Annotated in this window: 16 protein-coding genes and 1 pseudogene; 15 read left to right on the plus strand and 2 right to left on the minus strand. The window is 29.8% G+C overall.

Annotated features, from left to right (window positions below; genetic code table 11):
• Window positions 1–546: 546 nt before the first annotated feature.
• Window positions 547–1,473 (minus strand): Rpn family recombination-promoting nuclease/putative transposase, encoded by a 927-nt coding sequence (locus ACR0QS_RS05215; RefSeq protein WP_432632389.1) that lies wholly within the window; start codon window positions 1,471–1,473, stop codon window positions 547–549.
• Between the two features lie 353 nt (window positions 1,474–1,826).
• Here ACR0QS_RS05215 and ACR0QS_RS05220 point away from each other — a divergent pair, with 353 nt between their 5' ends.
• Genes ACR0QS_RS05220 through ACR0QS_RS05230 form a run of 3 tightly spaced genes read left to right on the plus strand, consistent with a single transcriptional unit; the run spans window position 1,827 to window position 3,821 of the window.
• The gene (locus ACR0QS_RS05220) at window positions 1,827–2,651 is read left to right on the plus strand and encodes a thioredoxin family protein (protein ID WP_432632390.1); all 825 of its coding nucleotides are present in this window, start codon (window positions 1,827–1,829) and stop codon (window positions 2,649–2,651) included.
• A gap of 9 nt (window positions 2,652–2,660) precedes the next feature.
• On the plus strand, window positions 2,661–3,302 hold the full coding sequence (locus tag ACR0QS_RS05225; RefSeq protein WP_432632391.1) for an AAA family ATPase: 642 nt from the start codon (window positions 2,661–2,663) through the stop codon (window positions 3,300–3,302).
• Between the two features lie 12 nt (window positions 3,303–3,314).
• On the plus strand, window positions 3,315–3,821 hold the full coding sequence (locus ACR0QS_RS05230; RefSeq protein ID WP_432632392.1) for a DUF2262 domain-containing protein: 507 nt from the start codon (window positions 3,315–3,317) through the stop codon (window positions 3,819–3,821).
• A 28-nt stretch (window positions 3,822–3,849) separates the two neighbouring features.
• On the opposite strand, the gene ychF is transcribed toward ACR0QS_RS05230, so the two are convergent.
• Complete coding sequence (gene ychF, locus ACR0QS_RS05235; protein WP_432632393.1) at window positions 3,850–4,950, minus strand: redox-regulated ATPase YchF; 1,101 nt, start codon at window positions 4,948–4,950, stop codon at window positions 3,850–3,852.
• Between the two features lie 428 nt (window positions 4,951–5,378).
• Between ychF and ACR0QS_RS05240 the strand changes: the two genes are divergently transcribed.
• The 12 genes and pseudogenes from ACR0QS_RS05240 to ACR0QS_RS05295 form a co-directional block, all read left to right on the plus strand.
• Window positions 5,379–5,540, plus strand: a complete 162-nt coding sequence (locus tag ACR0QS_RS05240; RefSeq protein ID WP_432632404.1) for a hypothetical protein — start codon at window positions 5,379–5,381, stop codon at window positions 5,538–5,540.
• 177 nt (window positions 5,541–5,717) lie between these two features.
• Window positions 5,718–6,695 carry an aldo/keto reductase gene (locus ACR0QS_RS05245; RefSeq protein ID WP_432632394.1) on the plus strand — a complete coding sequence of 326 codons (978 nt, stop codon included), beginning with the start codon at window positions 5,718–5,720 and terminating at the stop codon, window positions 6,693–6,695.
• 238 nt (window positions 6,696–6,933) lie between these two features.
• Window positions 6,934–7,350, plus strand: coding sequence for a cyclophilin-like fold protein (locus ACR0QS_RS05250; RefSeq protein WP_432632395.1), 417 nt, complete (start codon window positions 6,934–6,936; stop codon window positions 7,348–7,350).
• A 106-nt stretch (window positions 7,351–7,456) separates the two neighbouring features.
• Window positions 7,457–8,146, plus strand: coding sequence for a dihydrofolate reductase family protein (locus ACR0QS_RS05255; protein WP_432632396.1), 690 nt, complete (start codon window positions 7,457–7,459; stop codon window positions 8,144–8,146).
• A gap of 84 nt (window positions 8,147–8,230) precedes the next feature.
• On the plus strand, window positions 8,231–8,788 hold the full coding sequence (locus ACR0QS_RS05260; RefSeq protein ID WP_432632397.1) for a sugar O-acetyltransferase: 558 nt from the start codon (window positions 8,231–8,233) through the stop codon (window positions 8,786–8,788).
• A 42-nt stretch (window positions 8,789–8,830) separates the two neighbouring features.
• The gene (locus ACR0QS_RS05265) at window positions 8,831–9,697 is read left to right on the plus strand and encodes an aldo/keto reductase (RefSeq protein WP_432632398.1); all 867 of its coding nucleotides are present in this window, start codon (window positions 8,831–8,833) and stop codon (window positions 9,695–9,697) included.
• 30 nt (window positions 9,698–9,727) lie between these two features.
• Entirely contained in the window at window positions 9,728–10,219 is a 492-nt protein-coding gene (locus ACR0QS_RS05270) for an NAD(P)H-dependent oxidoreductase (RefSeq protein WP_432632399.1), read from the plus strand.
• A 20-nt stretch (window positions 10,220–10,239) separates the two neighbouring features.
• Window positions 10,240–10,626, plus strand: coding sequence for a MerR family transcriptional regulator (locus ACR0QS_RS05275; RefSeq protein ID WP_432632400.1), 387 nt, complete (start codon window positions 10,240–10,242; stop codon window positions 10,624–10,626).
• A 20-nt stretch (window positions 10,627–10,646) separates the two neighbouring features.
• Window positions 10,647–11,033 carry a MerR family transcriptional regulator gene (locus tag ACR0QS_RS05280; protein WP_432632401.1) on the plus strand — a complete coding sequence of 129 codons (387 nt, stop codon included), beginning with the start codon at window positions 10,647–10,649 and terminating at the stop codon, window positions 11,031–11,033.
• 82 nt (window positions 11,034–11,115) lie between these two features.
• Window positions 11,116–12,288: an iron-containing alcohol dehydrogenase gene (locus ACR0QS_RS05285; protein WP_432632402.1), complete on the plus strand. Its 1,173-nt coding sequence runs from the start codon at window positions 11,116–11,118 to the stop codon at window positions 12,286–12,288.
• 175 nt (window positions 12,289–12,463) lie between these two features.
• Window positions 12,464–13,537 (plus strand): RsiV family protein, encoded by a 1,074-nt coding sequence (locus ACR0QS_RS05290; RefSeq protein ID WP_432632403.1) that lies wholly within the window; start codon window positions 12,464–12,466, stop codon window positions 13,535–13,537.
• A gap of 100 nt (window positions 13,538–13,637) precedes the next feature.
• A pseudogene (locus ACR0QS_RS05295) lies at window positions 13,638–13,778 on the plus strand (hypothetical protein); the annotation flags it as partial.
• Between the last annotated feature and the right edge of the window lie 119 nt (window positions 13,779–13,897).

Consider the following 13,897-nt stretch of genomic DNA (forward strand, 5'->3'; position numbering starts at 1 on the left):
GGTTAAAAGGTTAAAAATATATTAGTGTCTTCATCTATTGCGAGTGGAGACGCTAATATTTTAATTAAAAAATTGTTCTTTGATAAAGAAAGTCAAGAGTTGGTGTTCTTTTTTGATGTCGCTCTGCGCACCTTCGGTGAAAAAAGTAAGCAAGGCTTTCAGCCCGCTTTCAGCGAAAACAACTCCGTGCAGAATTTGAAAACGGGTTAGTTAAAACAATGAATATTAATAAAACATTTAATATGCAGAAATAATAAAGTTGAAAACAAAAATAAATTTTAATAAAGTAATAATTTAATTTGCAATCTTTCTTAAATTTTTCACTATAATTCGGCGTTCTTCGTGTGTTGCGAACGGAGGACGCTGTTTTTATTTTGAATTGATTAGTTTAGAAGTTGATTCGGTTTTGTGGGTGGATTTTTTATTTTAATTAGTGAGGTTGGAAATTAGATTTGTTATTTGGAATTTTTTGTTATAGTTAATAAAATTTGTAGGGGATTATTTTTTATTTATAAATGATTACAAATAAGTTAAATACTTTATAGATTAAAGTTTTTCTATTTCTTCGATTGGTAAGCCTGTATTTTCACTTATAAATTTTATGTCCAAACCTGATTTTTTTAGATTTTTGGCTATAGAATAATTGCGTTCTTTTATTCCTTTTTCCATACCTTCTATTATTCCCTCTTTTAAGCCCTCAAGTTTACCTTTTTCTACTCCCTCTTTTATTCCTTCTTCAAAGCCATCTTTTCTTGAACCTCGCATTAGGCTTGATTGATAAAACAAATAAGCTTCTCGTTTATCGTATTCGTTGAGTAAATCTTTGTTGTCTGTAAAATAATTGTATTTTTTCATCGCCTTTTCAAAAATCGTATCCTCTTTTAATAATTGAGACATGTCTTCCTCCTTGTTTGATTTTAAAAATAAAATCCAATTTTTTAATTCGGTTTTAATATCGGCGTCCTTATCAAATTTTGGAATTTCTACATAGTGAAGTTGAATGTGGTCGGTTAGAATTTTATTGCTGTTTTTTTCTTTTAATAAATAACAAGTATGCATTCGGTTATCGGTTTTGTCAAATAAAATATCGTCAATTAAATTTATGCTTATAACGGGTTTTAATTCTGGATAATCTTCGCCTTTCTTTAAAACATTTGAATAATTTTTACTCCAATAATATAAAGTCCTCTCGAAAAAGTTTTTTGTGGAATAAGTTTGAATTTCAATTATTACGATTGTTCCGTCTTCCGTTACGGCTTTTAGGTCTACGATACTTTCTTTATTATTTGCTTTTTCGGAAAGGTTGAATGGATTAATAATTTCTACAGATACAAAAGTTGCAAAATTTGAATCAATCATTACCGCGTTAATAAAACTCAATAATAAATCTTCGTCTCCTTCCAATCCGAAAAAATAACGGATAAAGTAATCGTTTAGCTTTTTAACTTCAATGTTGTTTTTATTATCTTTCATAATAATATTATAACAGAATAATTTTATTTGTCAAAGAGATTTAATAATTTTTTTAGTTTTTGATGTGTTGCGAACGGAGGACGCTGTTTTTTTGTTTTAAATTGATTAGTTTAGAAGTTAATGCGATTTAGAAAAGAATTTTATTTATTGAATAATTGAGATTATTAAAATTAATTTGTCATTGCGAGGAGGAAGTCCGTGACAAAGTAGGGCAGAGCCAAGCAATCTGCTATTGATAACGACAAATTTTACTTTCTTCTCTAAATGTTGCTATTGTTTTTATTATTAAACGAATTTATAATTAATCTAAACTTAAAATTTAAGTTTAATTAATTTTAATTGAGGAACTTAAAATGAAAAATAGAAATTTAATTATTATAATGATAAGTCTGCTTACGATTATCTCATGCGAAAATTCTTACGCTGAAATAAGATGGGAAAAAAATTTGGCGACAGCGATTAAAAAAGCGAAAAGTAAAAATCTTCCGATTATGATAGACATATATACAGACTGGTGCAGTTGGTGTAAAGAATTGGATAAAAATACTTATTCAAACGAAGAAGTGATTGAAACGGCTAAAAAAATGGTTTCGGTAAAATTGAATCCCGAAAATTCCGAAGAAGGCGAAGAGATTGCAAGAAAATACGGAGTTCAAGGCTATCCTACAATTCTTTTTATTAACGCGGACGGATTCGTTTTGGAAAATGTCGGCGGATATGTGGAAGGAGAAAAATTCGTTCCATACATGAAAAACGCCATCGACAAATTGGGCAAAATAAATGTTATACTTTCGAGCAAAGAACCGAGTTTGGAAAAATTAGATTTATATATGGAATCTGGAAACGAAACGGAAGCGACTAAAATATTCAACGATTTATTAGGCAAAAAATCGATTCCCGATGAAGCTATGCCGAAATATCTGCTCGGTTTCGGTTTGATAAGAGCGCAGCAAAGCGATTATGACGGAGCTAATTCCTATTTCGATAGAATAATAAAAGAATATCCAAAGTCCGAAGAAGTTTATATGGCTCATTATTATAAAGCGGTTGGAATGATTTTATCGGGAGATACGGATAAACCTAAAAAATATTTGGAAAATTTGATTAAAAACTCGAATATTCCAAATAATATAAAAACGCAATACCAAACTTTATTATCTTATATAAACGAAGATTGAATTAATATTATGAAAGATATTATAATAACGATAAGCAGACAATACGGAAGCGGAGGAAGATTTATAGGAGAGAGAATTGCCGAAAAACTAAATATAGGATTTTACGATAAAGAATTTATAGATGTAGTCGTGGAAAAAACGGGAATAAGCAGAGAAACCATAGAAGCGAAAGACGAAAAATTTACGAACGATAATATATTTTTCAACGCTTTTAATAAGAAACATTTTTTAAGTCCTTTCAATAACGATATGACATGTTCGATTTTGGATAAAATATTCGATATTCAAAGCGAGATAATAAAAGATATAGCGGATAAAGGTTCATGCATAATGATAGGAAGATGCGCGAGTTTTATTTTGAAAGAAACTCATAAATGTTTTAATGTTTTTATTCATGCGCCGATTAAAAATAGAATTGAAAGAATCACGAAACAATACGGAATAAAAATAGAAAACGCCGAAACTCAATTAAAGAATACCGATTTATACAGATATAATTATTGCAAATATTATACGGGCGAAGAATGGGGAAATATGGTTAATTATAATTTAACGGTCGACAGCGGATATTTTGACGACGAAGAAATTTGTAATATAATAATAAAGTCCGTAAAAGAAGCAAGTAAAAATAACGATAAAAAAATAAATTAATGGATATTAAACATGAAAAGAATTATAAGAGATTTAAATATTTTTAGAGAAAGCGATTATTTTTCTTACGAAACCGAATGCAGATTATGGAGAAAAAATAATGTATCTTTGATTATAGATTTCGGCGAAGAAGCGAATAAATCCGAATCGCTTAAAAAATATAAAACCAAAATTAACAGACTGTTAAACTGGATTGACGAAAATAAACAAACTGTTTCCGATTTTTTAATTTCTCATCAATGCGTAACTTTGGCAGAAGAATGGATTTCCGCAAACGAAAAAGTCGGCGAAAATTCTTATAAAAGCGATTTGGGCGAAATAGTAAACATCCCGATAACGGACGAAGATTTTTATAAAGCGATGTATTTGGACAGCGTTTTGATAGATTTTGAAGAAGACGAAAGAAAACCCGACACGACAATGCATATACTTTTTAAGCCTGATTATTTCAAAAAGCGTTCCTTAATCGTTTATGTTGATGGAGATAAAAATATAGAATACGGAGACATTGCAGGATAAATTAAAATATAAATTATTAACAAAAAAATCAAACATTAAACCTAAAAGTCACAACATCGCCTTCTTGCATAATATACTGTTTTCCTTCTAGTCTAATCGCTCCCGCCTCTTTAGCTTTAACGAAACTTCCAAGTTCGAGCAGTTTTTCACAATTTATAACTTCAGCGCTTATAAAACCTCTTTCAAAATCGCTATGAATAACGCCCGCGGCTTCTGGAGCGAACGCGCCTTCTCGAACTGTCCAAGCTCTAGTTTCATCCTCGCCCGAAGTTAAGAAAGTGATTAATTTTAAGAGTTTATGTCCCGCTTTCGATAATCTTGAAACTCCAGATTCTTTTACTCCCAAATCTTCCAAATAGCTTAATCTTTCCTCTTCGTCCAAATCCTGCAAATCCGCTTCTATTTTTGCGCTGAAAGGAATTAACTCAATATTTTTTTCTTTTGAATAATTCTGTAAAACGACATAATTTTTATTTTTTTCGGGATTGGCAAGTTCGTTTTCGGATAAATTCGCTCCAATCATCATACTTTTTGAAGTGAGCAAAAATAAAGGTTTAATAATTTCTTTTTCCGTATCGGTTAGATTTAAACTAAAAATAGGATTCGAGTTATTTAATTCGGGAAGAAGTTTATTTAAAAGTTCCAATTCTTCTTCGACTGATTTTGTTTTTCCGCCTTTCAAAGCTTTTTTTTGTCTTTCGATTCTCGCGTTAATAGTTTCAATATCTGCCAAGATTAATTCCGTTAATATAATATCCAAATCTCTTAAAGGATTTACCTCGCCTATATGCGTGATATTTCCGTCCTCGAATACTCTGACTACATGCAAAATCGCATTAACCTCTCTTATATGCGACAAAAATTTATTTCCGAGTCCTTCGCCTTTTGAAGCTCCTTTTACGAGTCCAGCAATATCGACAAAAGTGACGGCGTTATAAACTTTCTTTTTTGATTTGAAAAGATTAGCAAGTTTATCGACTCTTTCATCATAAATTATTGCAGTGGCTTCGTTTTTATCTATAGTGCAAAACGGATAATTAGCCGCCTCTGCATGAGCGTTTGTGAGAGCGTTAAAAAGCGTTGATTTTCCGACATTTGGAAGTCCGACTATTCCTATAGATAAAGCCATAATTATTTTTCCTTAAATTAAAATTTTTAAAATTAAATTTAAAAGAATTATATAAATAAATGGAATAAAAAACAAGAATTAATTATTAATTAACAAATCGTCATTGAAAGTTATTGCAGGCTTAAAATCTCGTCTTTACCATGTGTCCATTGACAACTGACGGAATTGACTAACGATAAAAAATTTAAACAATTAAAGACAAAAAATATAAGCAAAGAATAGAATTTTAGAAATACTTCGAACTAGTTTAAATTTCTCTTTCTATGTAGTAAAAAATAACTGTTTAATCATTTATATTCTCTCTACTTAAATTAAGTTTTTTATCTCTATATAAATATATTAGCAATATACATAAAAAAGTTTAAAATACTACCGCATCCGCTCTCGCTATCGCTTGGGTAATTGCAAGAGGCGATAATATAATTCCTATTCCAGGAACTAAAAAAATAAAATATTTGGAAGAAAATATAAAATCTGTAGACTTAAAAATAACGGAAGAAGATTTTAAACAGATAGACAATATTTTAAATAAGCATCCTAATATTGGGGAAAGATATTCGAGCAGAGAAAATAGTTTTTTGAAGAAATAAGATTTTGGAATTTAAAATAATAATTTAAAATAAAATATTTTTGATTATACCTTTAAAGCATAATTAGTTATAAAACAAAAGTATTTGCTACAAATTTTTTAATATTTTAAAATTCAAATTAATAAATAATTAAAATTTAAAGTTGAGGGTTAGGAAAAATAATTAAGGAAAAACAAAATGCAAAAAAGAAAAATTGGAAATTTAGAAGTTTCGGCAATAGGACTCGGTTGCATGGGAATGAGTTCGGGCTACGGAGAAAAAAGTGATAAAAAAGATATGATAAATCTTATTCATGAAGCGGTAGATTTGGGAATTAATTTTTTCGATACAGCCGAAGTTTACGGACCTTTTGAAAACGAAGAAATATTGGGCGAAGCTTTGAAAGACTATAAAAATAAAGTAGTCATTGCCACAAAATTCGGTTTGGAAGCGGGAGCGAAAATATTGACTCCAAATTCAAAACCAGAAGCGATAAGAAAATCAATCGAAGGCTCGCTTAAAAGACTTAAACTCGAAGCCATAGATTTATATTATCTTCATAGAGTCGACCCGAATACGCCGATAGAAGAAGTTGCATTAACTATAAAAGATTTGATGAAAGATGGAAAAGTAAAACATTGGGGACTTTCGGAAGCGGGAACTGAAACCATAAAAAAAGCTCATAATGTATGTTCTTTAACGGCTATTCAAAGCGAATATTCTATGATGTGGCGATTTCCAGAAAAAGATATTATTCCTTTACTCGAAAAATTAAATATCGGTTTTGTTCCGTTCGCTCCATTAGGAAAAGGTTTTTTGACGGGAAGCTTAGCGAAAGATACGGAGTTTAAAGACGGAGATTTTAGAAAAGTTATTCCAAGATTTAGTAAAGAAAATATGACGGCGAATTACGATTTGGTTAATCTTATAGGAAAAATTGCAGAAGATAAAAATGTCAAATCCTCTCAAATCGCTTTGGCTTGGGTTTTGGCTCAAAAAAGTTTTATAGTTCCAATTCCAGGGACGACTAAATCGGAAAGATTAAAAGACAATTCAAAAGCAGCGGATATAAAATTAACCGATAACGAAATAGCCGATATAAATTATGCGATTTCCAAAATGAATATTATCGGCGAGAGATATCCCGAAGGTTTTGCCGATAAGGTTGGAAGATAAATAGCAAATTAATTTTATAAAGTTTAAAACTTTTTTCATATTTAAATCCTTTGAATTATAGATTGTCTTGCAATTTTGCAGGGCAATCTTTATTTTAATAAAAACATAAAAAATAAAATATTTAAAATATTTTTGGTTATACTTTTAAAGCATAGGAAACCATAACAAAAAAGTATTTGACTAAAAAAATATTAAAATTAAAATCAATTCCATAAACAATTAATTTAAGGAGAAAAAATTGAAAAATATATTTATTATAATTTCTATATTATTTTTTATAAGCGATAATTCATTTGGAGAGAATATGACTGAGATTACATTAAAAATTAAAAATAAAGAATACGAAGCGGTTTTATACGATAATTCTTCCGCAAGAGAATTAATAAAAAATTTTCCAATTAGTATAACTATGAGCGATTTACATGGAAACGAAAAATATTATAATTTTTCTAAAATATTTCCAACTTCAAGCGAAAATGTCGGAAATGTGAATAAAGGCGATATAATGCTTTTTGGCGATAATTGTTTGGTAATATTCTATAAAAGTTTTTCAACTCATTATAGATATACGAAATTAGGATATATAAAAAATTTGGAAGATTTGGAAAATTCGCTCGGTAAAGGAGATATTAATATAATTTTTATTTTGAAATAATATAATAAAAATAAAATTACATATTGACTCTGGAGTTAACTCCAATGTTATAATAGTAATATAAAATAAAAAATTTAAATAATAATTTTTAATAACGGAGGAAAAAATGTTTAAACCTTATGTTTCTTTATTAATGCTAACTTCCATTGACGGAAAAATTGACGGAAGTTTTATTGACGATTATAATCAGGAATTGGGAGATTATTACGAAGAGTTGAAACTTGAAATTTCGGACGCTTGGGGAAACGGAAGCGCAACTCACAAAATTTATTTCAGCGATGAAACCGTAGATATTTCAAAGTATAAAAACTCAAAAGCAGATTACGAAGACAATATTATCAAAAGCGAATTTCCTTATGCGATTTCTTTCGATTCTACTGGAAAAGTAAAATGGAAAGACAATTTGCTTGTTTATCCAGAGAATATTAAAAATCAGGTTTTGGTTGTGACTACTAAAAAAGTAAACCCCGAATATATCGCCTATCTTAAAGAAAAGAAAATAGCTTATATTTTTGCGGGAGAAGAAAAAATAGATTTGAATATAGCGCTTGATAAATTATATAGACTTTTCGATATAAAGAGATTTGCCTTAACGGGAGGAGCTACAATAAACGCCGAATTTTTTAAAGAGAATTTGGTTGACGAAATAAATATTATGATAGCGCCTTTTATAGACGGAAGCAAAAATCTCACAATATCGGAAACAGTAGACGGAAAAAGTTTGACTAAAGAGTTTAAATTTAGCGAAGTTAAAAAACTTAAAAATGATGGAGTATTACTAATATACAAAAAATAACATTTTACTATTGACTCTAGAGCTAACTCTAACGGTATAATAATTAAAGAATTATTAAGCATAAAATCAAGGAGAAAATAAAATATGACGGAATTACAAAAATTAGAAGCTGGTTTGGAATACTGCTTTTTTGACGATGAAGTCGCTCAAAGAAAAACGGACGCCGTAATAAAATGTAAAAAATTTAATTCCATAGAACCCGATAACTTTGAAGAACAATTCAAAGCGATAAAAGAATTATTAGGTTCGGTTAAAGATAAAGCTTATATCAACATGGGTTTTTACTGCGACTGTGGAAAAAATATTCATGTCGGAAAAGATTTTGTGGCAAATTTTAATGTTACAATATTAGATATAGCTCCCGTAAATATAGGCGATTATTGTATGATAGGACCGAATACTTTAATAACTACGGTTGGGCATCCTCTTACGGCAAGCGGAAGAAGAAAGAAACTCGCTCAAGCAAAACCCGTGAATATTGGAAACGATGTATGGATTGGAGGAAATTGCGTAATATTGCCGGGAATTAATATAGGCAATAATGTAATCATAGCCGCTGGTTCGGTTGTAACTAAAGATGTTCCAGATAATACTTTAGTCGCGGGAATTCCAGCGAAGAAGATAAGAGAATTGGAAGAATAAAATAGTTGAAAAATAAAAAAATAAAATATTAGGAGAAATTACATGAAAAATGTAAAATTAAACAACGGCGTGGAAATGCCAATATTAGGTTTCGGAGTTTTTCAAGTTTCGGATTTAAAAATTTGCGAAAAAGCTGTTGCGGATGCAATCGAAGTCGGTTATAGATTATTCGATACGGCGAGCGTTTACGAGAATGAAGAAGTTGTAGGAAATGCAATTAAAAAATGCGGTATTAAAAGAGAAAAATTTTTTATCACCTCAAAAGTTTACATGCCAGAAATGGGCTACGAAAATACAAAAAAATCTTTTGAAAATACGCTTTCAAAATTGAAAACCGATTATTTGGATTTGTATTTGATTCATATGCCTTTTGGAGATTATTACGGTTCTTGGCGGGCGATGGAAGAGCTTTATAAAGAAGGAAAAATTAAAGCTATCGGAGTCAGCAATTTTACGAGCGATAGAATAGTAGATTTTTGTTATAATATAAAAGTTATTCCAGCTATTAATCAGATTGAAATTCATCCTTTTTATCAGAGAGACGAAGAGATTGAACTTTTGAAAGAATATAAAATTCAAGCGCAGGCATGGGCGCCGTTTGCGGAAGGATTAAACGGAATGTTTACAAATCCCGTTTTATCTAAAATTGCAAAATCTCATGGAAAATCTGTCGCTCAAGTAATCTTGCGTTTCAATATTCAGAGAAATATAATCGTCATTCCAAAATCGATTCATAAAGAAAGAATAGAGGAAAATTTTAATGTATGGGATTTTGAATTGAATTCGGAAGATATTAAAGCGATATCCGAACTTGATTTAAAGCGTCCGCAAATGGTGGATACGAGAAGCGTAAGCGAAGTGAGAAGAATTTACGGATTTAAAGATAATCCCGTAATAACGAGTTTATAATTTTAAATCATTTTAATAAAAGGAGAAAATATGCAAAACTTAATTATTTTCGCTCATACTTTTTGGAAGGATTCAAAAGTAAATAGAGCGCTTTTGGAAGAATTAAAAAATAATAAAAATGTAAATGTCCATAATTTAACCGTCATTTATCCCGATGGAAAAATAAATTCCGTCAAATCGGAAGTGGAACTTTTGAAAGAAGCGGATAATATTATTTTTCAATTCCCTTTATTCTGGTTTAGTATGCCAAGTTTACTTAAAGAATGGCAGGATTTAGTTTTAACCGACATACTTCACGGAAGCGATAGCAAGGCTCTTAAAAATAAAACATTTAAAATTATCACTACGGCTGGCGGCGAAAAATCTTTTTACGATTCTTTGGATTTTAATATAAGCGAAATTCTATCGCCTATAAATGTGAGTTTTAAATATCTTGGGTTAAAAATTAAAGAACCATTTTGTATTTATGAAGCGAATAAAGATAATTTGCCCATAAAAGAATATTTAGATATTTTTAAATAAAAAATTTTAAGGAGAAAATTATGACTATAGCGGAAGTAAGTAAAAAAGTTAATCTTTCGGCGGATACTTTAAGGTATTACGAAAGAATAGGTTTGATTCCCGAAGTAAACAGAACGGAATCGGGAATAAGAGATTATACGGAAAAAGATTTGGGGAATTTGGAATTTGTAATATGTTTCAGAAACGCGGGCATATCTATAGAAACTCTAATAGAATATATGAAACTCTATAAGAAAGGAGATTCGACTATAGAAGCGAGAAAACAATTATTAATTTCGCAAAGAGAGGTAATTCAAAAAAGATTGGACGAAATTCAGAAGACTTTTGAAACATTGAATTTCAAAATCGACAATTACGAAAAGATTTTAATCAAAAGGGAAAAAGAATTGTTAAAGAAAAATAAATAAAAAAATTTAAGGGGAAAATTATGACTATAGCCGAAGCGAGCAAAAAACTTAATCTTTCCGCGTATACTTTAAGATATTACGAAAAAATAGGTTTGATTCCTGAAGTGAGTAGAACAAAATCTGGAATAAGAGATTATACGGAAAAAGATTTGGAACATTTGCAATCCGTAATATGTTTTAGAAACGCGGGAGTATCTATAGAAACTTTAATAGAATATATGAAGCTTTATAAGAAAGGAAACTCGACTATGGAAGCAAGAAAACAATTATTAATTTCGCAAAAGGAAGCTATTAAAAAAAGATTGGAGGATATTCAGAATACTTATGAAACATTAAGTTTAAAAATCGACAATCATGAAAAACTTTTAGTTGAAAGAGAAAAAGAATTATTAAAGAAAAATAAATAAAATTACATATTGACACTAGAGTTAGCTCTAATGGTATAATATATATATAAATAAAAAAATTTTTAAAACAAGGAGAAGCAAAATGCTTGGAAATTTCACCTATTGTAATCCGACAAAATTATATTTCGGAAAGGAAGCTCTTAAAGGGCTTAATGAAGAGTTGCCTAAATACGGTAAAAATGTTTTACTCGTTTACGGCGGAGGTTCTATTAAGAAAAACGGCATTTATGACGAAGTCGTTAAAATTCTTAAAGAGAACGGAAAAGAAGTTTTTGAAGACGCGGGAGTTATGCCAAATCCTACGGTAGAAAAACTAAACGAAGGAGTTGAGCGAGCGAGAAAATCGAAAGCGGATTTTATTTTAGCGGTTGGCGGAGGTTCGGTTTGCGATTACGCGAAAGCGGTTTCAATTTCGGTAAATTGCAAAGAAGACGCTTGGGAAAAATATTTTATTCGTTTTGAAGATGTCGACAAAGACACTAAAATTATTCCTATCGGATGCGTTTTGACTATGGTTGGAACGGGAAGCGAAATGAACGGAGGCTCGGTAATAACAAATCATGCTCAAAAATTAAAAATAGGGCATGTTTTCGGAGAGAATGTATTTCCTAAATTTTCAATACTAAATCCCGAATATACTTTTACTTTGCCAAAATATCAAATGGTTTCTGGAATCTACGATATAATGTCGCATATACTCGAACAGTATTTTTCTGGAACTGACGACAATACTTCCGATTACATTATGGAAGGACTTTTGAAATCGGTTATTCATAGCGCGGAAATTGCCGAAAAAAATCCGCAAGATTATGAAGCGAGAAGCAATATTATGTGGACAGCAACTTGGGCTTTGAATACATTAGTTGCTAAAGGAAAAAGTCAAGATTGGGAAGTTCACATGCTCGGGCAAAGCGTTGGCGCTCTTACGGACGCTACTCATGGAATGACGCTCGCCGCGGTTTCTATGCCTTATTATCGTTTCATTCTTCCTTACGGAGTGGAAAAATTTAAAAGATACGCCGTAAATGTATGGAATGTAAATCCCGAAAGAAAAACGGATAAAGAAATCGCCGAAGAAGGTTTGAATAAAATGGAAGCTTGGATGAAAAAAATCGGGCTTGTAATGAATATCTCCGAACTTGGCGCAAAAGAGGAAATGCTTGACGATATGGTTAAAAGCACTTTTGTTATGGAAGGCGGTTATAAAGTTCTTAATAAAGACGATATTAAAGCCATCTTGAAAGCGAGTTTTTAATAAAAGTTTAAGCAAAATTTTTTAAGACAATAGTTAAAAAATTTTTTCATATTTAGTCCTTAAATTTAAGGTTGCCTTGTATGTTTTGTAATTCTGCGAGGCAATCTTTTTATTTTGACTTTAAATTTTAATTATTATATAATAATCAAAATCTAAATTAAAAAAGGACTTAAAAATGAAAAAAACAATTTTTAAAACGATAATTTTTATAACAATATCAATAATAATTTCATGCGCTAATGAAAAATCGGAAGTTCGATTAGACGAAAAAGAAAGATTACAAATATACGACATGCGATATTTGATAGCGGATAACGGAGAATATTTAAATGTAATATTGGAAGAGAATTCTAAAAATGTGTTTATAGATTATAAATTTTATACTAATCAATCGATTGACATGTTTGAATTCAATACGGAAATTGACAATGGATATATAAGCGCCGAAGTTATAAACGATAACGGAATCGCCACAATGACGGGAAATTTATCGGATGCGGGATTTAACGGAAAAATAGACGATAGAGAAATTAATTTTGTAGATGCAAACTCTCCAATTTCAGGCGCAAAAGTTGTCCGATATACATACACAAATGTATCTCCTGAAGATGCATCCGAAGAAGATAAAAAAACTTTTGAATATTATTCTTCAATATTTTTACTTAATAACGATAAAAAATTGGCAAGTATAGATAAAATAAATTTGGATATAAACTCCGATATGACGAGCGACAAATTGGATATAAATAAATTGTCCGATATAAAAAATATTTTAAGTAACGATATGCTTTCATATCATAACGATTGGGTTGAATCTGAATATCCAAATTATGCTTCAATATTTCAATATAGAATAGATTATTTAAGCGAAAAGATAGCTTCAATAAATAGATATTATTACTTATACATTGGCGGAGCGCATGGAATTCATGGAAATATCCCAAAAGTTTATTCTTTATCGGATGGCAAAAGATTAAAAATAGAAGATATTTTAATCGATGTAAACGATTCTAATTTGATAAATAAAGTTAAAGAAAAACTTTTATCTATTAGAAACGAAGAAGATTATTTTAATTTAGACGAGATTTCCTTGCAAGAAAATAATTTTCATATAACTTCAAAAGGTTTGGTATTCACTTGGGGAGTATACGAAATAGGACCTTATGCTATGGGATACAGCGAAGTTTTATTTTCGATAGACGAAATTATGCCTTATTTGAAAGACGAATATAAGAGTATTTTTGAATAAAATTATTTTTTCATTTTATAATTTATAATAAAATGGATAAAAAGCTCGTTCTTACTGTAGAAGTTGACGGCTACGCTTTTCATAAAAATCTACCGCTCAAAGTAAGAGAGACGAATTGAAAAATAAAATTCTTGAAAAATATGAAATCCCTTTAATACGATTAAGCACAATCGGAAGCGATGAAAAGAATATAATAAAAAATAAATTAGAAGAAATTTTATCTGTAAATAAATCAATATAAAATTATAAATTTTATTTTAAAAAAATTATAAAAATTATCACTAAACCTCTTGACAATTATTACTATATAAAGTATTATCTTTAACGATAATCTAAATACTTTTTAAAAAATTTTTTTAA

The organism is Brachyspira sp. (assembly GCF_050873525.1).
GTDB lineage: Bacteria > Spirochaetota > Brachyspiria > Brachyspirales > Brachyspiraceae > Brachyspira.